The organism is Tistlia consotensis USBA 355 (assembly GCF_900177295.1).
Classification (GTDB): Bacteria; Pseudomonadota; Alphaproteobacteria; order Kiloniellales; family DSM-21159; genus Tistlia; species Tistlia consotensis.
Map to the genome: position 1 here is coordinate 258,332 of NZ_FWZX01000003.1, position 20,135 is coordinate 278,466.

A 20,135-nucleotide genomic window follows, 5' to 3' on the forward strand; every position below is an offset into this window, starting at 1 on the left:
CGATGACCGCCTCGCCCTTCTCGCTCGACGGCCAGGTCGCCGTCGTCACCGGATCGAGCCGCGGCATCGGCCGGGCGATCGCCGAGACCATGGCCGGGCTCGGCGCGCGGGTCGTGGTCTCCAGCCGCAAGGCCGAGGCCTGCGAGGCGGTCGCGGAGACGATCCGGGCCGCCGGCGGCGAGGCGGCGGTGATCCCCTGCAACATCTCCCACAAGGACCAGGTCGAGGCGCTGGTCGCGCAGACCGAGCAGCTCTTCGGCGCCCCGGACATCCTGGTCTGCAACGCCGCGGTCAATCCGGTCTTCGGTCCGCTCGCCGAGCTCGGCGACGCGGCCTTCGACAAGATCATGGCCTCGAACGTCAAGAGCAACCTCTGGCTCTGCAACCGCGTCGTGCCGGGCATGAAGGCGAAGGGCGGCGGCGCGATCGTCATCGTCTCCTCGATCGCCGGCCTGCGCGGCACGCCGGTGATCGGCGGCTACGGGATCTCCAAGGCCGCCGACTTCGCGCTGGCCCGCAACCTCGCGGTCGAGCACGGGCCCGCGAACGTTCGCGTCAACTGCGTCGCGCCGGGCCTAGTGAAGACCGATTTCGCCCGGGCGCTCTGGGAGGACGAGGCCCGGCTGTCCGAGCGCACCCGCACGACGCCGCTGCGCCGGATCGGCCGGCCCGAGGAGATCGGCGGCGTCGTCGCCTTCCTGGCCTCGCCGGCGGCGAGCTTCATCACCGGGCAGATCGTCGTCGCCGACGGCGGCGTGACGATCGCCTGAGCGATCGCGGCCCCGCGCCCGCTGGCGGCGTTCAGCGCTTCAGGAAGCGCTCGATGGCGGCCCGGCAGTCGGCGGAGCGGCCGGCCTGGTCCTGCAGGTCGCGCTCCAGGTCGAGCTGGGCGTCGAGGCCGGCCTCGGCGGCCGCCCCCAGCAGGCGCTTGGTCGCCGCGACGGCGGCGGCCGGCTGGGCGGCCAGGCGGCTCGCCACGGCCTCGCTCTCACCGGCCAGCGCCGCGTCCTCGACGACCTTCCAGACGAGGCCCCAGGCGCCCGCCTCCTCTGCCGGGATGCGCTCGCCGAGCAGGGCCATGCCGGCCGCCCTGATGCGGCCGACCAGCCGCGGCAGGAACAGGCTGTTGCCGGCGTCGGGCACCAGGGCGATGCCGACGAAGGGCTCGTAGAAGAAGGCCGAGCGGCCGGCGATCACCAGGTCGCAGGCCAGCGCCAGGCCGACGGCGGCGCCGGCGCAGGCGCCCTGCACGCTGGCGACGATCGGCAGGCGCGAGCGGCGCATCGCCCGGATCAGCGGGTTGAAGTGGTCCTCCAGCACCGGCCCCAGCTCGGGCGGGTCCATGGCGGCGACGGCCGAGAGGTCGAAGCCGGCGCCGAAGGCACGCCCCGCCCCGCCGAGCAGCACCGCCCGGACCGCCGGGTCGGCCTCCGCCTCGCCGAAGGCCGCGAGCAGCTCGTCGGCCATCGTCAGGGTGAAGGCGTTGAGCTTGTCCGGCCGGTTCAGGGTGATGCGGGCGAGCGGGCGGTCGCGCCCGACCAGGATCTCGCGGTACTCGGTCACAGGCTGCTCTCCCGACCCGGCCCGCCGGCCTCGGCGTGGAAGTCGCCGGCGGCGTCCCCCAGCAGGCGCGGGTAGTTGCTCCTCAGGCAAGCGGCGATCGCCTCGAAAGGCAGGTCGTCGAACTCGCCGCGTTCGGCGACGTACTCCATGTGCTGCCGGCCGGAGCGGTCGAAGGGATGGAAGACCGAGTCGCTCTCGCCGTCGAACTCCAGAGGCAGCACGCCGAAGCGGTCGCAGAGCGCCAGGTTGAAGGCCGGCGTCGCCTTCACCCAGCGGCCGTCGAGATGGAGGCTGGTGTAGCCGTGCCAGTAGAAGAGATCGGTCTCGATCAGCTCGAGCAGCCGCGGCGTCGCCAGGTGGTTGCGCACGTCGGCGAAGCCGAGCCGAGCCGGCACGCCGACCGCGCGGGCGGCGGCGGCAAGGACCACGGCCTTGTTGATGCAGAAGCCGATGCCGCGCGCGAGGCAGACCGAGGCGCGGTAGCTGTCGGGCGCGACGTCGATGCTGTAGGGGTCGTAGCGGATCTCGTCGCGGATCGCGTAGTAGAGCCGGATCGCCCGCTCCTTCGGGTCGCCCTCCGGCGCCACCCGCGCGACCAGCGCGCGCACCGCCTCGCTGTCGCTGTCGATGAAAGCTGTCGGCGCCAGCGCCGCCTCCAGCTCGTCGTCCCTGTCGGTCATCGGATCCTCCTCCGGGCGGCGATCCTAGAGGCGTTCGAGGGCGAGCGCGATACCCTGGCCGCCGCCGATGCACAGCGTCACCAGGGCCCTGCGGCCGCCGCTGCGGGCCAGCTCGTAGAGCGCCTTGACGGTCAGGATCGCGCCGGTCGCGCCGACCGGGTGGCCGAGGGCGATGGCGCCGCCGTTCGGATTGACCCGCTCGGGGTCGAGGCCGAGCTCGTCCGAGACGGCGAGCGCCTGGGCGGCGAAGGCCTCGTTCGATTCGACCAGGTCGAAATCCTCGACGGCGAGGCCGGTCCGGGCCAGCAGGCCGCGCACCGCCGGCACCGGTCCGATGCCCATCTCGCCGGGCTCGACGCCGGCGTGGGCGTAGCCGACCAGGCGCCCGAGCGGCCGGTGGCCGCCGCGCTCGGCCGCCTCGGCGCTCATCAGCACCAGGGCCGCCGCACCGTCGTTGATGCCCGAGGCGTTGCCGGCGGTGACGCTGCCGCCGTCGCGCCGGAAGGCCGGCTTCAGGTTCGCGAGGTCCTCGGCCGTGGTCTGTGGCTTGGGATGCTCGTCGACGGCGAAACTGCGCGCCCTGCTGCCGCGGCCGACCTCGAGCGGCAGGATCTGCGACTCGAAGCGCCCCTCGCCGATCGCCCGGGCGGCGCGGCGCTGGCTCTCCAGGGCGAAGGCGTCCTGGCGCTCGCGGCCGATGCCCCACTTGTCGGCCACCCGCTCGGCGGTCAGGCCCATGATGCCGTTGCCGAAGGGGTCGGTCAGGATGCCGACCAGGGCGTCGACCGCGGCCGTGTCGCCCATGCGCTGGCCGAAGCGGCCGGTCGTCAGCAGGTGCGGCGCCCGGCTCATCGCCTCGGCGCCGCCGGCGACCGCGACCTCGGCGTCGCCGAGCAGGATCGACTGGGCCGCCGAGACGATCGCCTGGGCGCCGCTGCCGCACAGGCGGTTGAGGGTCATGGCCGGCGCCGCCTTCGCGACGCCGCCGTCGAGCGCCGCGACCCGGGCCAGGTAGGCGTCGCGCGGCTCGGTCTGGATGACGTTGCCGAAGACGACGTGGCCGACCTGTTCGCCCTCGACGCCGGCGCGGGCCAGCGCCTCGCGGACCACGGCGGCGCCGAGCGAACAGGGACTCTCGCCGGCGAGCGCGCCGCCGAAGGTGCCGATGGCGCTGCGCACGGCGCTGACGAAGACGACCTCGGTCATGGAGCGGACCTTTCCTGTTGGTGGGGCCTGTCGAGCCGCCAGGCGATCTGCGGCAGGCGGTCGGCGCCGAAGAAGCCCTCGCCGTCGAGCAGCACGAAGGGCGAGCCGACGACGCCGTCGGCGAGTGCCGCCTCGACCGCGCGCGCCAGGCGCGCCTTGCCCTCGGCACCGGTCATGGCGTCGCGGACGAAGTCGGGCGCCAGGCCCTGCTCGCCGGCCAGGGAGAGCAGCACCGCCTCGTCGGCGATGTCGAGCCCCTCGGCGAAGAAGGCCCGGAAGACGCTTCGCCCGAAGGCCTTCGCGGCCACCGGATCGACCTCGTGGCAGGCGTGGAAGATCCGGGCCGCCAGATGGGTCGAGAGCGGCAGCCGGACCGGCTCGCGGTAGGGCAGGCCGTGGAAGGCGGCGGAACGGGCCATGTCGGCGAGCAGGTAGCGGCGCTTGGCCTCGCTCTCCAGCGGCGGCGGCACGCCGAGCGCCTTGAGCACCGCCCAGACCAGGATCGGGCGCCACTCCAGCGCCCGGCCGTGGCGCTCGGCCAGGGCCTCCAGGTCCCGGTGCACCGCATAGGCGTAGGGCGAGGCGAAGTCGAGGTAGAAGCGGATCGGCCCGGGGGCTTGATGGTCGGTCACGGTCGCGGTCCTCAGAACCGGAAGATGCCGTAGCCGGACTCGCCGAGCGGCGCGTTCAGCGAGGCGGTGATCGCCATGCCCAGGGCGTTGCGCGTGTCGACGGGATCGATGATGCCGTCGTCCCAGATCTCCGAGGTCGAGTACCAGGCCGAGAGCTGCTCCAGGTAGGCGGCCCGGGTCTCGTCGCGCAGCCGCTCGATGACCGCCTGGTCGACGGCCTCGCCGTTGCGCTGCATCTGCTTCAGCTTGACCTCGGCCAGGGTGTTGGCGGCCTGGTCGCCGCCCATCACGCCGATCTGGTGGTTCGGCCAGGTGAACAGCAGGCGGCCGTCGAAGGCCCGGCCGCACATGCCGTAGTTGCCGGCGCCGAAGGAGCCGTTGCACATCACCGTGAACTTCGGCACCCGCGAGCAGGTCTGCGCCATGATCATCTTGGCGCCGTCCTTGGTGATGCCGGCGCGCTCGTAGGCGCGGCCGACCATGAAGCCGGTGATGTTCTGCAGGAACACCAGCGGCGTGTTGTTCTGGTTGCACAGCTCCATGAAGTGCGCGCCCTTCAGGGAGGAGTCGTTGAACAGCACGCCGTTGTTGGCCAGGATCCCGACCTTCCAGCCCCAGAGGTTGGCGAAGCCACAGACCAGGGTCGTGCCGTAGTTCGGCTGGTACTCGTGGAAGCGGCTGCCGTCGACCAGGCGCGCGATGATCTCGCGCATCTCGAACTGCTTCTTGATGTCGTCGGGCAGCACGCCGTAGAGCTCGTCGGGGTCGTAGTAGGGCTCCTCGGGCTCCTCGCGCTGACAGTCCCACTTCCGCGGCCGGTCCCACTGGGCGACGATCTCGCGGCCGATGGCGATCGCCTCCTCCTCGCTGCCGGCCGGGTAGTCGCAGGTGCCGCTGACGCTGGTGTGCATCGCGGCGCCGCCGAGCTCCTCGACCGTCACCTCCTCGCCGGTCGCCGCCTTGACCAGCGGCGGCCCGCCCAGGAAGACGGCGCCCGTGCCCTGGACGATGACGTTGTAGTCGGACAGGCCCGGGATGTAGGCGCCGCCGGCCGTGCAGTGGCCGAAGACCAGGGCCAGCTGCTTCACGCCGAGCTTCGAGAGGATGCACTGGTTGCGGAAGATCCGGCCGCCCATGTAGCGGTCCGGGAAGACCTCCGACTGCAGCTGCAGGAAGCCGCCGGCGGAATCGCAGAGGTGCACGACCGGCAGGCGGTTCTCGATCGCGATGTCCAGGCAGCGCACGATCTTCTTGATGGTCAGCGGGTACCAGGCGCCGCCCTTGACGCTGGAATCGTCGGCGTGGATCACGACCTCGCGGCCCGAGACGATGCCGATGCCGGTGATGCAGCTCGCCCCCGGCGATTCGCCGTCGTAGGCCATGTTGGCGGCCAGCGAGGAGAACTCCAGGAAGGGCGTGCCCGGATCGAGCAGCCGCTCGACGCGCTGACGCGGCAGCATCTTGCCCTGGCGCTCCAGGCGGTCCAGGTCGCGCTGCGGCCGCGCGTGCCGCGCCCTCTCCTGGCGCTCGCGCAGCTCCTCGGCGAGCCGGCGGTTGTGCGCGTAGTGGCGCTGGAACTCGGCCGAGGCGGTGCTGATCGCCGATCGCAGCCTGCGCATCAGGCGGCTCCTTTCGCATCGGCCGCCGGGGAGGCTTCCGCGGTGGCCGGTTCCGGAGGGGCCGGTTCCGACGGGCCCGGTGCCGAGGGTGAGGCCAGGCGCACGACCACCTCGTCCTTGTCGAAGGTCTGCCCCTCGCCCCTGAGCAGCAGCTCGACGACGCCGTCGCGCGGCGAGACCAGGGCGGTCTGCAGCTTCATGCTCTCGATGGTCAGGATCGTCTCGCCGCGCAGTACCGCCTCGCCTTCGGCTTTGTGCAGCGTCACGACCGAGCCCGGCATCGGCGCGCGGATCTCGTCGCCGCCACCCTCGCCGGCCGCCGCCGCGTCGCGCGGATCGACCAGGGAGACCCGCAGGTTGCGGCCGCCCAGGCGCAGGAAGCGGGTGTTTCCGTCGGCGGCGCAGGCCAGCGCGAGCGGCCGGCCGTCGAGCTCGATCCGGGTCCGGCCGTCGGCCTCGTCACGCTCGACGACCTCGTGCTCGCGGCCGTCGATCCGCACGACCAGGTGCGGCCGGCGGCGCACGATCTCGATTCCGGCCGCCTCGGCGCCGAGCAGCAGGGCCAGCGCCATCAGTTCCTCCAGCCGCCCATCGAGGCGTAGGGCTCGGGCGTCTCGAAGGCGAGCGCCCGGAATTCGCGGAAGCCGAGCGCGGCGGCGACCAGCGCGGCGTCGCGCAGCGCCGCCTCCGGCGGCACCGCCGCGAGATCGCCCGCGTGCTCGGCGACGAAGCCGGTGTGCAGACGGCCGGCCCGGAAGGCCGGATGGCCGAGCAGCCGGGAAAGGTAGTCCTGGTTGGTGCCGACGCCGAGCAGCACCAGCCGGTCGAGGGCGGCGAGGCCCGCCTCGATCGCCGCCGCGCGGTCGCCGCCATGGACCACCAGCTTGGCCAGCATCGGATCGAAGTCGCTGGTCACCGCCTGGCCTTCGAGGAGCCCGCTCTCGAAGCGCAGGGCCGGCCCGGCCGGCTCGTCGAGCGCCAGGATGCGCCCGGTCTCCGGCAGGAAGTCGCGCTCGGGATCCTCGGCGCAGAGCCGGCACTCGATGGCATGGCCGGTGAGGGCGACCTGCTCCTGCGCCAGCGGCAGGCCGCCGCCGGCGGCGATCTCCAGCTGCGCCTTCACCAGGTCGAGCCCCGTCACCATCTCGGTCACCGGATGCTCGACCTGCAGGCGGGTGTTCATCTCCAGGAAGAAGAAGCGGCCGTCGGGCGCCAGGATGAACTCGACCGTGCCGGCGTTGCGGTAGCGTGCCGCCGAGGCGAGGCGCACGGCCGCCGCGCAGATCTCCTCGCGCAGGGCCGCCGGCAGGCTCGCCGCCGGCGCCTCCTCGACGATCTTCTGGAAGCGGCGCTGCACCGAGCATTCGCGCTCGTAGAGGTGCAGGACGCCGCCCTGCCCGTCGCCCAGCACCTGGACCTCGATGTGGCGCGGCCGCTCGACGTAGAGCTCGGCATAGACGCGGCCGTCGGAGAAGTAGCGCTCGGCCTCGCTGGCGGCGACCCGGGCGCGCTCGGCCAGCTCCCCGCGGTGGCGCACGATCGACATGCCCTTGCCGCCGCCGCCGGCCGCGGCCTTGATCAGCAGCGGAAAACCGATCGCCTCGGCCTCGGCGACGAAGGCCGCGAGGTCGCCGGTCGGCGTCACCGAGGGCGCGACCGGCACGCCGTGGGCCGCGGCGAAGTCGCGGGCGCGGATCTTGTCGCCCATCAGGTGGATCGTCTCGGCGTCGGGGCCGACGAAGACCAGGCCGGCCTCGGCCACCTGGCGCGCGAAGCCGGCGTTCTCGGACAGGAAGCCGTAGCCGGGGTGGACCGCCTCGGCCCCGGCGCGCCGGGCGATCTCGACGATCTGGCCGCCGTCGAGGTGCGCCGCGACCGGCGTCGGCCCGGCGAGCTCCCAGGCCTCGTCGGCCTCGCGGACATGGCGCGCCCGGCGCTCGCTCGCATGGTGGACGGCGACGGCCGCGATGCCGAGCTTGTGGAGCGTCCGGATGATCCGGCAGGCGATCTCGCCGCGGTTGGCGATCAGCACTTTGCGGAAGGGCGGCGGAACGGACATGCAGGCTCTTCGACAGTTCGGGGAAGGCGGGAAAGGCGGGCGGGCCGCTGCCTGCGGCCCGCCCCAGGTCGACAGGGTCAGTACTCGGCGAAGTCGGTGACCGGGGTCACGCTGCCGGCCTTGGGATCGACCTTCAGCACGCGCACGGCGGTCGCCGAGATGTGCCGCTCGGGCGTGAAGGTCAGCGGCAGGGTGACGCCGGCGGTGTCGAAGGGCTTGCCGGACTGCAGCTGCTCGACGGCGCAGGCCCGCGTCGGCTCCTTGCCGCAGCGGCGGATCGCCTCGATCATCATGCGGGCCGCGACGTAGCCGGTCAGGGAGTAGCGGTTGACCGCCTTGAGCTCGTCCTCGGACAGGCTCGCCTTGGCGACCTCGGTAAAGTGGGCGGCGCCCTCCGAGCCCATCGGCGAGATGTAGTCGCCGCTGTAGTAGACGTAGCCGTAGGGGGCGGCGAGGCCCATGATCGGCGGCAGCGTCGAGGTCGGCACCGTCGCCATGGCCAGGTCCATCTTGTACTTGCTGGCCTCCTTCATCATCGCCGGCGTCTCCGAGGTGACGCCGCCGGCGACCAGCACGTCGATCTTCTCGGCGCGCAGCTTCAGGATCTCGGCGCCGAAGTCCTTCTGGCCGCGCTTGTAGCGGACCGGCTCGACCGCGGTGATCCCGAGCTCCTTGACCGCCCGCTGGAAGGCGCCCTCGACCTGGACGCCGAAGTCGTCGTCCTGGCGGATGATGCCGTAGCGCGCGCCCTTCTTCGCCACCTTGTCGTGGATGTACTTGAGCTGGGCGAAGACCAGGTCCTGGTAGGACGCCCCGATCATGAAGACCGTCGGCTTGACCGGGTCGATCGCCGCCTTGAGCGGCGAGAAGGAGACGATCGCCGGGATCTTCTCCTGCTCCAGGATCGGCAGGATCGCCGCGGTGCCGGCGCCGGCGCCGGTGCCGATCAGGCCGAACACGCCCTCGTCCATCAGCTTGCGCAGGCCCTGGACCGTGCGCGCCGGCACGTAGCCGTCGTCCTCGGTCTTGATGACGATCTTGCGGCCGTTGACGCCGCCCTCGGCATTGGCCTCGTCGGCCGCGACGACCGAGCCGAAGTGCGCCGCCCGGCCGACCAGGGCGGCCGAGCTGGACATCGGCAGGACGTTGCCGATGACGATCTCGCCGTCGGTGACGCCCTGCTCGGCCGCAGCCGCGACCGATACGCTCGCGACGACGGCCAGGGCCGCGATCGCCGTGCTCCCGAACACTCTCTTCATGACATCCTCCCCTTTCACCCTTGTTGTCGGCCGCGGCTCACACCGAGAGCGGCCAGTGGGTCCAGTAGCGTTTCGCGTCGCGCCACAGGCCGATCAGGCCGTGCGGCTCGATGCGCAGCATGACGATGATGGCGAGGCCGGTGAGCAGGCCGCGGACCTCGTAGACGTAGGTCGAGAGCATCTCGGTCAGCGCCGCCGGCAGCAGGTCGGTCAGGGCGCGCACGGCCTCGGGCAGCAGCACGATGAAGACCGCGCCCAGGATCGAGCCGGCGACCGAGCCGAGCCCGCCGACGATGATCATCGCCAGCGCCTCGATCGAGATCAGCAGGTTGAAGAGGTCGACGTTGATGAAGCGGAACTGGAAGGCCATCAGCCCGCCGGCGATGCCGACGACGAAGGACGAGACCATGAAGGCGGCCAGCTTGTAGCGGGTCAGGCTGATGCCCATGACCCGGGCCGCGACGTCGTGGTCGCGGATCGCCGTGAAGGCCCGGCCGACCCTGGTGCGCAGCAGGTTGAGCGCCGCCAGCACGGTCAGCACCAGCACCGCCAGGACCAGCCAGAACAGCTGGTCGAGCTGCGTCAGGTCGAGGCCGAGGAAGCGCAGGTTCTCGACGCGCACGCCGTAGGGGCCGTGGGTCAGCGCCTCGGCGTAGAGCAGGAAGTGCGTGATGATGAAGGAGAAGGCGAGCGTGGTGATCGCAAGATAGAGCCCCTTGAGCCGCAGCGAGGGCACGCCGATGACCAGGCTGAGCAGCGCCGAGACGAAGCCGGCGGCGAGCAGCGCCAGCTCCGGCGGCCAGCCGTAGTCGGCGACCAGCAGCGCCGTGGTGTAGCAGCCGGCGGCCAGGAAGCCGGCCTGGCCGAGCGAGATCAGGCCGGTGATGCCGGTCAGCAGGTTGAGGCCGATCGCGCCGATCGCCGCGATGCCGACGGTGATCGCGACCGACAGCAGGTAGTTGCCGACGAGCAGCGGGAACAGCGCGAGGCCGAGCAGCAGCGCGCCGGTCCAGGCCCAGGTCACCGGGTTGGTGGTCAGGGCGAGCTGCTTCTCGTAGCTCTCGACGTAGTGCCCGGTCCGCATCACACCCGCTCCAGTTCGCGCTGGCCGAACAGGCCGTAGGGCCGGACCATCAGGATCACGATGATCACGACGAAGCCGCTGATCTCCTTCAGGCCCTGGCCGATGTAGCCTTCCGAGAGGTCGCCGATGACGCCGATCAGCAGGCCGCCGAGGCCGGAGCCGAGCGGCGCGTCGAGGCCGCCGAGGATCGTCGCCGGGAAGGCGCGCAGGCCGAGGAACCACATGTCCGGGGCGCGCGAGATCATCATCGCGAAGGCGATGCCGGCGAGGCCCGAGACGACCGCGGCGATCGCCCAGGCGAGCATCGAGATGCGCTTGACGTCGACGCCCATCAGCAGCGCCGTCGTCTCGTCCTGGGCGGTCGCGCGCATCGCCGTGCCGATCCGCGTGAAGCGGAAGAACAGGAAGATCGCCAGCGCCACGACCAGGAACAGGACGATGGCGAAGAGCTGCTCGGTGAACAGCACGACCGGGCCGATCTCGATCAGGCCGCCCTTCAGCGGCACGTCGAAGGCCGCGGCGTCGGCGCCCCAGATCAGCACGATGACGCTGCGCAGCGTCACCGCGAGGCCGATCGTCACCATGATGATCGCGAAGACCGGCTCGCCGAGCATCGGCCGGATGAAGATCCGCTCGAGCAGCGCGCCGATCGCCGCGGCCGCGACCACGACCAGCGGGATCAGCAGCACCAGCGGCAGGTCGAGCTCCGTCGCCAGCGACCAGCTGACGTAGGCGACCAGCATCATGACCTCGCCCTGGGCGAAGTTCAGCACGCCGGTGGTCTTGAAGATGACGGCGAAGCCGATCGCGATCAGGCCGTAGATCGAGCCGATGACCAGGCCGGAGGCGAGGAAGTTGAGGAAGAGCTCCATCGTCCTAGCCCCCGTACATCGCGTCGATCAGCGGCTTGTACTTCTCCTCGATCACCCGCCGGCGGACCTTCATGGTCGCGGTGACCTCGCCGTCGTCGTGGTCCAGCTCCTTGTCGAGCAGGGTGAACCTGCGGATGTTCTCGACGCGGGCGAACTCGCGGTTGACCGTCTCGACCTCGTGGGCGATCAGCTCGCGCACGTCGGGCAGCTGGACCAGGCTCTTGAAGGTCGTGTAGGCGAAGCCCTGCTCCTGCGCCCACTTGCCGACCGTCTCGTAGTCGATCTGGATGAGCGCGCTCAGGAAGTTGCGGCGCTCGCCGATCAGCACGGCCTCGCGGATGTAGAGCGAGTCCTTCAGCCGGTTCTCGATCAGCGAGGGCGTGATGTTCTTGCCGCCCGAGGTGATGATGATGTCCTTCTTGCGGTCGGTGATCACGATCGAGCCGTCGGGCGCGATCTCGCCGACGTCGCCGGTGTGCATCCAGCCGTCGGAGACCGCGGCGGCCGTCGCCTCGGGATTGTGCAGGTAGCCGGCGAAGACCGAGCGCGAGCGCACCAGGATCTCGCCGTCCCCGGCGATGCGCTGCTCGTAGCTCGGCAGCGGCGGGCCGGACTGGCCGAGCGCGGTATGGCCGGGGTACTGGGAATGCGAGATCCCCGACAGCTCGGTCATGCCGTAGACTTGGTAGACCCGGAGGCCGAGGGTCCAGAAGAACTCCAGCACCTCCGGCGAGATCGAGGCGCCGCCGCACAGCAGGGTGCGCCCGCGGTCCAGGCCCATCCACTTCTGCAGCGGCCGGAAGCAGAGGATCCAGAGCAGCACGAAGAGCAGCCGGTCGCGGAGGCCCTGCAGCTCGCCGCCGGCCGCCAGCCGGCGCCGCGCGAGCGGCCTGCCGAGCGCCAGGCAGCGCGCCACGACGCGCTGCTGCAGCGGCGTCGCGTCCTTCAGCTTGACCATCACCGCGTACTGCAGCTTCTCCCAGATCCGCGGCACGCCGAGGAAGCCGCTCGGCGCGATCTCGCGCAGGTTCGGCACGACGGTGTCGATCGATTCGGCGAAGTTGACCGGCGTGCCGTTGACCAGCTGCATGACGGTCGAGCAGAGCCGCTCGGCGACGTGGCAGAGCGGCAGGTAGCAGAGCACCTCCCAGTTCGCCTCGTCGACGCCGTGCAGCTCCGAGAGGCGCAGGCCGCCCCAGATCAGGCCGCCGTGGGTCAGCATCGCGCCCTTCGGCATGCCGGTGGTGCCGGAGGTGTAGACGATGACCGCGACGTCGTCGGGGCTCAGGCGCTCGATCGAGTCCTCGAACAGGCGGCCGAGCTCGGCGCGCTTCGAACGGCCCAGCTCCGAGACCTCCTCGAAGGACAGCAGCCGATCGCGCGGATAGCGGCTCATGCCCTTCATGTCGACGCAGACGATCTTCTCGAGCTTCGGCAGCTCGCCGCCGAGCCGGATCGCGTCGAGCACCTTGTCCGTCTGCTCCTGGTCGCCGCAGACCACCACCCTGGCGCCGGAGTGCTCCAGGATGTAGCGCAGCTCCGGCCAGGGGTTGGTCGGGTAGATGCCGATGCAGGCGCCGCCCAGGCCCTGGATCGCCAGATCGGCCAGCATCCATTCCGGCGTATCCTCGCTGGCGACGGCCAGGAAGTCGCCGGGCCCGACGCCGAGCGCCGCCAGGCCGAGGGCGAAGTCCCTGGCGCCCTCGTAGTAGTCGCGGAAGCTCCAGCGCTGCCAGACGCCCAGGTCCTTCTCGCGGAAGGCCAGGCGCTCCGGGTGCCGCTCGGCCCAGAAGCGCAGCAGGCCCGGCAGGGTCGAGCGCTCGAAGAGGGCGGTGTCGCGCAGCATCAGTTGCGCCCCAGGTAGGCCTGGATCACCGCCGGGTCGGCGGCGATCTCGGCCGGCGTGCCCTCGGCGATCAGCGAGCCGTGGTTGAGCACCGCGATGCGGTCGGAGATGTCCATGACGATGCCCATGTCGTGCTCGACCATGACGACCGTCACGCCGAGCTCGTCGCGGATGTCGAGGATGAAGCGGGCGATGTCCTCGGTCTCCTCGGCGTTCATGCCGGAGACCATCTCGTCGAGCAGCAGCAGCTTCGGCCCGACCGCCAGGGCCCGGCCCAGCTCGACCCGCTTCTGCAGGCCGTAGGACAGCAGGCCGACCGGCAGGTCGCGCAGGTGCTCGATCTCCAGGAAGTCGATGATCTCCTCGACCCGCCGGCGCGCCGCCAGCTCCTCCCGGCGCGCCGGGCCCCAGAACAGCGCCGCGCTCAGCAGGTTGGCCTTGAGCGCGTGGTGCATGCCGACCAGCAGGTTCTGGACGACCGTCGCGTGGGAGAAGATCGCCAGGTTCTGGAAGGTCCGGCCGATGCCGAGGCGGGCCAGCTGGTGGGTCCGCGCGCGATGCACCGCCTGGCCGTCGAAGACGATCGCCCCCTCGCTCGGCGGAAACAGCGCCGAGATCATGTTGAACAGCGTCGTCTTGCCGGCGCCGTTCGGCCCGATGACGCTGTAGATCGCGCCCTCGGGCACGGCGAAGCTGACCTCGCTGACCGCGGTCAGGCCGCCGAAGCGCTTGCTGACCCGCTCGATCGACAGGAGCGCGCTCACGACAGCCACCTCTTGCGCCGCTTGTAGTGCTTGACCTCGCGATAGTTCTTGCGCTCGCCGCCCTCGGAGCAGCCGAGGTAGAACTCCTTGACGTCCTCGTTGCGGGCGATGCGCTCGGCCGGGCCGTCGAGCACGACCCGGCCGTTCTCGACGATGTAGCCGTAGTGCGCGACCTCGAGGGCCAGGGCGGCGTTCTGCTCGACCAGCAGGATCGCCATGCCCTGCTCGCGGTTGAGCGCGACCACCGTCTCCATGATCAGGTCGATGATCTGCGGCGCGAGGCCGAGCGAGGGCTCGTCGAGCATCAGCAGCTTCGGCCCGGCGACCAGGGCTCGGCCGATCGCGACCATCTGCTGCTCGCCGCCCGACAGATAGCCGGCGACGTAGCGGCGCCGCTCCTTCAGGCGCGGGAACAGGCCGTAGACCCGGTCGAGGCCGGCCGAGAGCTCGCCGCGGTCGCGCAGGAAGCCGCCCATGGCAAGGTTCTCCTCGACCGTCATGAGCGGGAAGAGCCGCCGGCCCTCGGGCACGTGGACGATGCCGCGGCGCACGATCTCGTCGGCCGGCAGGCGCTTCAGGTCGGCGCCCTCGAGGCTGATCTCGCCGTGCAGCACCTCGCCGTCCTCGGGGTAGAGCACGTTGGAGATCGCCTTGAGGATCGTCGTCTTGCCGGCGCCGTTGGAGCCGAGCAGCGCGACGATCTGGCCGGCGCCGACCTGCAGCGAGACGTCCCTGACCGCCTCGATCGCCCGGTCGTAGAGGATCTGCACGTTGGTCAGGGTCAGCACGGGCCGGTGTCCTGCTGCTCGCCGCGCGCCGGCGGGTCGAGCCGCTCGGCGACCCGCTCGAGGCGCCGCACCGCCGCCTCCAGCCCCAGCGAGGCCGGCGCCGGCGGCGGCTGAACGATGCCGGCCATCACCATGTCGGTCAGCTGCTCGGCGGCGCGCTCGACGTCGAGCTCGCCGCGCCGCGCCAGGAAGGTGGCGACGTGGTGCTCGATGCCGCCGAAGATCATGTCGCGCACCAGGGCGATCGAGAGATCGGGCCGCAGCTCGCCGGCCGCCATGCCGTCGCGCAGGATGCGCATCAGCACGTTGGTGTACTCGCGGTTCAGCCGGTAGAGCGTCGACTCGTAGTAGTCGTCGGAGCCGCGCACCTCGGCATAGAACAGCCGGCAGAGGTCGGGGTTGTCCTTGATCGACTTGAGGTGCCGCCAGATCACGAAGCGCAGGCGGTTGCGCAGGCCGGCGACCCCGGCGAGCTGGTCGACGTAGTCGGCGATCATCGACTCGTACCAGCGCTGCAGGACGGTCAGCAGCAGGTCGCGCTTGTTCTCGTAGTACTTGTAGATCGTGCCCTCGACGACGCCGGCGCCGGCGGCGATCTCGGAGATCGAGGCCGCCGCGAAGCCGTTGCGCGAAAAGACGTCGCGCGCCGCCGCCTCGATCTGCTCCATGCGCTCGGCCCGCGGCCGGCGGCTGAAGGAGCGCTTGCCCGCCGCCTCGCTCATGCCGGCCCCTCCCCTGCTTCCTCGTCGCGCCAGCCGGCCAGCGGCCCGCCGGCCTCCAGCCAGGCGGCCGGGACCTCGACCGGCAGGTCGAGCAGCATCTGCGCCAGCGCCTTGCCCTGGGGGTCGTGGCGCAGCGAGGCGACGCCGCCGCCGCCGAGCGCCCGGTGCAGCACCAGGTTGACGCCATCGATGCCGGGCCAGTCGAAGCGCTCGACCGGGCCCTGCAGCAGGTGCCCGAGCCAGGCCGCGACCACCTCCGGCGTCACCGAGCGCCGGACCGCCGGCAGGAACTCGGGCCGCCGCGCGATCACGCCGATGTTCGCGAGATCGCCCTTGTCGCCACTGCGGCCGTGGGCGATCGCGATCAGCGGCAGGCTGCGCCACGGTCCCTGCAGGGACGGCGCCGGCGCCGGCGAGGCGGCTGGCTCCGCGGGCGGCGCCCCGGCCGCGTCGAGGCCGGCCTCGACGGCGATCGTCCGCCCCTCGAGCAGCACTTCGGCCGGCACCTCGGCCCGATCGATCAGGAAGGAAAACAGCCGGATCACCGGCTGCGGCTCGGGCCGGCCGCCGGCGAAGCCGGTCAGGCCCTGGGCCATGGCGCTGGCCGCCGGATAGATCTCGCGGGCGAAGAGCTGCAGCGCCTCCTTGCGCGGATGGCGCACGGCGAGCTTCAGCACGACCTCGCGCGGCGCCCGCACCCGGGCGTTGGGGCCGTAGGTCGACTCGGCGCCCAGCACCTCGACCAGGGTCTCGGCGAAGTCCCCGAAGCCGGCCTCGGCGAACTGCCGGCGCACCCGCGCCAGGATCGCCTCGGCGACGCGGCGCGCCTTGGCCGCCGCCTCGCGGCCGCCGATCATCATGGTGACGGCCGCGCGGTAGCCGTCGGGCCAGGTCGCGCTGACCTTGTAGCGGCCGGTCGGCGGCCGGCCGCGCGCGCCGCTCACCCGCACCCGGTCGGGCCCGGCCTGCTCGAGGCGCACGGCCGAGAAGTCGCAGGCGACGTCGGGCAGCAGGTAGGCGGCCGGATCGCCGATCTCGTAGACCAGCTGCTCGGCGACCGTCGCCGGCGCGACCAGGCCGCCGGTGCCCGCCGGCTTGGTCAGCTCGAAGCCGCCGTCGGCGCGGCACTCGGCGATCGGGTAGCCCATGCGGTCCCAGCCCTCGACCGTCCGCCAGTCGGTGAAGATGCCGCCGGTCGCCTGGGTGCTGCACTCGATCAGGTGGCCGGCCAAGCTGCCGGCGGCCAGGCGGTCGTAGTCCCGCTCGCCCCAGCCGAAGGCCTCGATCAGCGGACCGAGGGCGAGCGCCGAGTCGACGCAGCGCCCGGTGATCACCACGTCGGCGCCGGCGGCCAGCGCCCGGGCGATCGGAAAGGCGCCGAGATAGGCGTTGACGCTGGCGAGGCGCTCCGGCAGCGCGGCGCCGGTGAACATCTCCCGCACGCCGAGCGCGCGCAGCCGCTCGGTCTCGCCCGAGAGGTCGTCGCCGCGCACCAGGGCGATCTTCAGCGAGACGCCGGCTTCGTCCAGCACGCGCTGCAGGGCGTCGCGGCAGGCCTCCGGATTGACCCCGCCGGCGTTGGTCACGACCTTGATGCCGCGCGCCGCGATCTCCCGCGCCAGCGGCGCCATGACCAGATCGACGAAGTCGGTCGCGTAGCCGGCCTCGGGACGGCGCGCCTTCATCCGCGCCATGATCGAGAGCGTGATCTCGGCGAGATAGTCGAGCAGCAGCACGTCGATGCCGCCGCTGCGCACGAGCTGGGCCGGCCCCTCAGGCGAGTCGCCCCAGAAGCCGGCGCCGCCGCCGATGCGCAGGAGCTCGCGCATCGCCGCTACTCGCCGGTCCAGAGCGGCGCGCGCCGCTCCTTGAAGGCCGCGAAGCCCTCCCGGGCATCGGCCGTCCGCGCCATGTTGGCGAGCATGAACTGGGCGTACTCCAGGGCGCCGTCGAGGCTCATCTCGCGGACCTTGGCGAGCGCCTGCTTGCCGAGGCGGATGCCGCTCGGCGACTTGTCGACGATGCGGCCGAGCAGCCAGTCCAGCTTGGCGTCCAGCTCGGCCGCCGGCACGGCGTAGTTGACGATCTTCGCCTCGGCGGCCTCGCGCGCCGTGATCGGCTCGCCGGTCAGGCAGAGCTCCATGACCTGGCGGTAGGGCAGCGCGCGCAGCAGGAACGGCAGGATCATCATCGGGAACAGCCCGACCTTGACCTCCGAGACGCCGAGCAGCGCGTCCTCGCGGGCGACCACCAGGTCGCAGGCGCAGACCAGGCCGAAGCCGCCGGCCAGAGCGTGGCCGTTGACCCGCGCGACCAGCGGCAGGCGGTAGCCGTCCATGCGGCGCAGCAGGGCGGCGACGTAGTGGCGCGGGTCGGCCGGGTCGAGCGAGAAGGGTGCGCCGGTCGCGTCGGGCTGCAGGTCGCCGCCGGCACAGAAGGCCTTGTCGCCGCTGCCGGTCAGCACGACGGCGCGGACCCCCGGATCGGCCTCGGCGGCATCGAGCCCGGCCAGGATGCCGGCGACCACCGCCTCGTTGATCGCGTTGCGCCGCTCCGGCCGATCGATCGCGATCGTCAGGACCTGCCCGTTCAGCTCGGTGCGAACCGGATCGCCCACCTTGCCCTCCCCCTGCCCGGCACCTGCGGGCGCGGCGGTTTCGACCGCCTTGTTGAATTAGCTTCACCAAAAGAGTGAGCCGCCCTCACCAGCCTGTCAACGGGGCTGTCTCGCAACGCAACATAGGCATTGTGCGATGCAATAGGTGCCCGGCACGGAACGGTCCGAGACCGGGAAACACGGGCTTCGATCGAAAGGAGAGATCTTTCTCTGGATTTGATGAACTTCATTCATTACGCTCTGCGCGAGGCTCCGGCAGAGAGCCGCCTGAAGAGACCGGGCCCTGCCCGGAGGGAGGAACGGGGACGTGAACGTTCAGGAGAGCGGGCAGGAGAGCGGATCTGGCGGCGTTCTGGGCAACGCCAGGGCCAATCCCTTCGAGCTGTCGGACGAACAGCAGGAGATCCTCGACCAGGCCGACCGCTTCGCGCGCAACGAGCTCCATCCGCTCGCCGAGCGCATGGACGCCGAGGAGTGGTGGCCCGACGAGGCCTTCCCGAAGATCGGCGAGGCCGGGCTGTTCGGCATCACGGTGCCGGAGGCCTACGGCGGCGCCGGCGCCGACCTGGTGACCAGTGGCATCGTGCTGCAGGCCTTCGGGCGCTGGAACCACGCCCTGGCGCTCAGCTGGGTCGCCCACGAGAACCTCTGCCTCAACAACCTCTACCGCAACGGCAGCGAGGCGCAGCGCCGCAAGTACCTGCCGGACCTCTGCAGCGGCCGGAAGGTCGGCGCCCTGGGCCTGACCGAGCCGGGCGCCGGCTCCGACGCGCTCGGCTCGATGCGCACCACGGCGCGGCGCGACGGCGGCCACTACGTCCTCAACGGCTCGAAGCTCTACATCACCAACGGGCCGGTCGCGGACGTCCTGCTGGTCTACGCCAAGACCGACCCCGAGAAGGGCGCCAAGGGCATCTCGGCCTTCATCGTCGAGAAGGGCATGCCCGGCTTCACGGTCGCCCAGAAGCTCGAGAAGATGGGCTACCGCGGCAGCCAAACCGGCGAGCTTGTCTTCGACGACTGCCGGGTGCCGGTCGAGAACCTGGTCGGCGTCGAGAACCAGGGCGTCGCGATCGTCATGAGCGGCCTCGACCTGGAGCGCGCGATGATCTCGCCGCTCTGCCTCGGCGTCGCCGAGCGGGCGCTCGAGCTGTCGATCGACTACGCCATGACCCGCAAGCAGTTCGGCAAGCCGATCGGCAGCTTCCAGATGGTCCAGTCGATGCTCGCCGAGATGTACGTCTCGGTCGAGACGATGCGCAGCTTCACCTACCGCACCCTGGCCGCGGCGGCGCCGCTCGAGATCGGCGGCGGCGGCCGCGGCGAGATCCACAAGCTGACCGCCGCCTCGGTCATGTACGCTGCCCAGGCCGTCAACGCGGTGCTCGACCGCGCCGTGCAGATCCACGGCGGCGCCGGCTACATCTGGGAGGCCGAGATCAACCGCCTCTACCGCTCGATCAAGCTGCTGGAGATCGGCGCCGGCACCACCGAGGTGCGCAAGCTGATCATCGCCGGCGAGCTGCTGCGGGACCTGCGCGGCCGTGCCTGAGGCCGAAGGCGGCGCCGGGGCCGAAACCGAGCGTTTCGGGCTGGACGACGAGGCCCTCGCCGTCCAGCCGACGGCCTTCCGCGACGGCCTGTTCGACGGCCAGGTCGCCCTGGTCTCGGGCGGCGCCGGAGGCATCGGCCGGGCGACCGCCTGGCTGCTCGCCCGCCTCGGTGCCACGATCGTCGTCACCGGCCGCAAGCGCGACAAGCTGGAGCAGCTGGTCGAGAGGCTCCAGGCGGCCGGCCTGAAGGCCTCCGCCGAGGTCCTCGACATCCGCGAGCCGGAGGCCGTCGAGGCGTTCTTCGAGGCTTTCCGGGCCCGTCACGGCCGGCTCGACCTGCTGGTCAACAGCGCAGGCGGCCAGTTCCCGCAGCCGGCCATCGACTACTCGGTCAAGGGCTGGCGCGCCGTTGTCGACACCAACCTCAGCGGCACCTGGTTCATGATGCAGGCGGCGGCGCGACACTGGCGCGACGCCGGGCACGGCGGCGCCATCGTCAACATCGTCGTGATCACGACCCACGGCCTGCACGGCGTCGCGCATTCGGTGGCGGCGCGTGCCGGGGTGATCGCGCTGTCGCGCAGCCTCGCCGTCGAGTGGGCGCCGCTCGGCATCCGCCTCAACTGCGTCGCGCCCGGCGCCATCGAGACCGAGGGCTGGAAGGTCTACTCGCCGGCCGCCCGCGCCTCCTATCCCAGGACCAACCCGATGATGCGCGCCGGCACGACCTGGGAGATCGCCGAGGCCTGCGCCTACCTGGGCGGCCCGGCCGCCGGCTTCGTCACCGGCGAGCTGCTGGCCGTCGACGGCGGCGGCCAGCTCTGGGGCGAGGTCTGGACCACCGGCAAGCCCGACTACTTCAAGGTCTGAG

At 71.7% G+C, this 20,135-nt stretch carries 19 protein-coding genes; 3 read left to right on the top strand and 16 right to left on the bottom strand.

Annotated features, from left to right (window positions below):
- Positions 1-2 precede the first annotated feature (2 nt).
- Entirely contained in the window at positions 3-770 is a 768-nt protein-coding gene (locus tag B9O00_RS06415; protein WP_085121633.1) for an SDR family NAD(P)-dependent oxidoreductase, read from the top strand.
- 31 nt (positions 771-801) lie between these two features.
- On the opposite strand, the gene B9O00_RS06420 is transcribed toward B9O00_RS06415, so the two are convergent.
- The 16 genes from B9O00_RS06420 to B9O00_RS06495 form a co-directional block, all read right to left on the bottom strand.
- Entirely contained in the window at positions 802-1,563 is a 762-nt protein-coding gene (locus B9O00_RS06420; RefSeq protein ID WP_085121634.1) for an enoyl-CoA hydratase-related protein, read from the bottom strand.
- Positions 1,560-2,243: a transglutaminase domain-containing protein gene (locus tag B9O00_RS06425; RefSeq protein ID WP_085121635.1), complete on the bottom strand. Its 684-nt coding sequence runs from the start codon at positions 2,241-2,243 to the stop codon at positions 1,560-1,562. Before B9O00_RS06425 ends, B9O00_RS06420 begins: the two co-directional genes overlap by 4 nt.
- A 24-nt stretch (positions 2,244-2,267) precedes the next feature.
- Positions 2,268-3,449 (bottom strand): beta-ketothiolase BktB, encoded by a 1,182-nt coding sequence (gene bktB / locus B9O00_RS06430; protein ID WP_085121636.1) that lies wholly within the window; start codon positions 3,447-3,449, stop codon positions 2,268-2,270.
- On the bottom strand, positions 3,446-4,081 hold the full coding sequence (locus B9O00_RS33005) for a 2-hydroxychromene-2-carboxylate isomerase (RefSeq protein ID WP_159460125.1): 636 nt from the start codon (positions 4,079-4,081) through the stop codon (positions 3,446-3,448). Before B9O00_RS33005 ends, bktB begins: the two co-directional genes overlap by 4 nt.
- 11 nt (positions 4,082-4,092) lie before the next feature.
- Complete coding sequence (locus B9O00_RS06440; protein WP_085121638.1) at positions 4,093-5,700, bottom strand: acyl-CoA carboxylase subunit beta; 1,608 nt, start codon at positions 5,698-5,700, stop codon at positions 4,093-4,095.
- Positions 5,700-6,272 (bottom strand): acyl-CoA carboxylase biotin carboxyl carrier protein subunit, encoded by a 573-nt coding sequence (locus B9O00_RS06445; protein WP_085121639.1) that lies wholly within the window; start codon positions 6,270-6,272, stop codon positions 5,700-5,702. Before B9O00_RS06445 ends, B9O00_RS06440 begins: the two co-directional genes overlap by 1 nt.
- Positions 6,272-7,759 carry an acetyl-CoA carboxylase biotin carboxylase subunit gene (locus B9O00_RS06450; RefSeq protein WP_085121640.1) on the bottom strand — a complete coding sequence of 496 codons (1,488 nt, stop codon included), beginning with the start codon at positions 7,757-7,759 and terminating at the stop codon, positions 6,272-6,274. Before B9O00_RS06450 ends, B9O00_RS06445 begins: the two co-directional genes overlap by 1 nt.
- A 77-nt stretch (positions 7,760-7,836) precedes the next feature.
- The gene (locus B9O00_RS06455; protein ID WP_085121641.1) at positions 7,837-9,018 is read right to left on the bottom strand and encodes an ABC transporter substrate-binding protein; all 1,182 of its coding nucleotides are present in this window, start codon (positions 9,016-9,018) and stop codon (positions 7,837-7,839) included.
- A 37-nt stretch (positions 9,019-9,055) separates the two neighbouring features.
- Complete coding sequence (locus B9O00_RS06460) at positions 9,056-10,102, bottom strand: branched-chain amino acid ABC transporter permease (RefSeq protein ID WP_085121642.1); 1,047 nt, start codon at positions 10,100-10,102, stop codon at positions 9,056-9,058.
- The gene (locus B9O00_RS06465; protein WP_085121643.1) at positions 10,102-10,974 is read right to left on the bottom strand and encodes a branched-chain amino acid ABC transporter permease; all 873 of its coding nucleotides are present in this window, start codon (positions 10,972-10,974) and stop codon (positions 10,102-10,104) included. The genes B9O00_RS06460 and B9O00_RS06465 overlap by 1 nt, the downstream gene beginning before the upstream one ends.
- Before the next feature lie 4 nt (positions 10,975-10,978).
- Positions 10,979-12,820, bottom strand: coding sequence for an AMP-dependent synthetase/ligase (locus B9O00_RS06470; RefSeq protein WP_085121644.1), 1,842 nt, complete (start codon positions 12,818-12,820; stop codon positions 10,979-10,981).
- Positions 12,820-13,584: an ABC transporter ATP-binding protein gene (locus B9O00_RS06475; protein ID WP_085121645.1), complete on the bottom strand. Its 765-nt coding sequence runs from the start codon at positions 13,582-13,584 to the stop codon at positions 12,820-12,822. The genes B9O00_RS06470 and B9O00_RS06475 overlap by 1 nt, the downstream gene beginning before the upstream one ends.
- A complete protein-coding gene (locus B9O00_RS06480; RefSeq protein WP_085121646.1) occupies positions 13,581-14,372 on the bottom strand; it encodes an ABC transporter ATP-binding protein in 792 nt (263 codons plus the stop codon). Before B9O00_RS06480 ends, B9O00_RS06475 begins: the two co-directional genes overlap by 4 nt.
- Complete coding sequence (locus tag B9O00_RS06485) at positions 14,366-15,094, bottom strand: TetR/AcrR family transcriptional regulator (protein WP_085121647.1); 729 nt, start codon at positions 15,092-15,094, stop codon at positions 14,366-14,368. Before B9O00_RS06485 ends, B9O00_RS06480 begins: the two co-directional genes overlap by 7 nt.
- Positions 15,091-16,923 carry an acyclic terpene utilization AtuA family protein gene (locus B9O00_RS06490; protein WP_085121648.1) on the bottom strand — a complete coding sequence of 611 codons (1,833 nt, stop codon included), beginning with the start codon at positions 16,921-16,923 and terminating at the stop codon, positions 15,091-15,093. Before B9O00_RS06490 ends, B9O00_RS06485 begins: the two co-directional genes overlap by 4 nt.
- 5 nt (positions 16,924-16,928) lie before the next feature.
- Complete coding sequence (locus tag B9O00_RS06495; RefSeq protein ID WP_085121649.1) at positions 16,929-17,711, bottom strand: enoyl-CoA hydratase-related protein; 783 nt, start codon at positions 17,709-17,711, stop codon at positions 16,929-16,931.
- A 307-nt stretch (positions 17,712-18,018) separates the two neighbouring features.
- Between B9O00_RS06495 and B9O00_RS06500 the strand changes: the two genes are divergently transcribed.
- Both B9O00_RS06500 and B9O00_RS06505 read left to right on the top strand, forming a co-directional pair.
- Positions 18,019-19,263 carry an acyl-CoA dehydrogenase family protein gene (locus tag B9O00_RS06500; protein WP_218822841.1) on the top strand — a complete coding sequence of 415 codons (1,245 nt, stop codon included), beginning with the start codon at positions 18,019-18,021 and terminating at the stop codon, positions 19,261-19,263.
- A complete protein-coding gene (locus B9O00_RS06505; RefSeq protein ID WP_085121650.1) occupies positions 19,256-20,134 on the top strand; it encodes an SDR family oxidoreductase in 879 nt (292 codons plus the stop codon). Before B9O00_RS06500 ends, B9O00_RS06505 begins: the two co-directional genes overlap by 8 nt.
- Position 20,135: the final 1 nt, after the last annotated feature.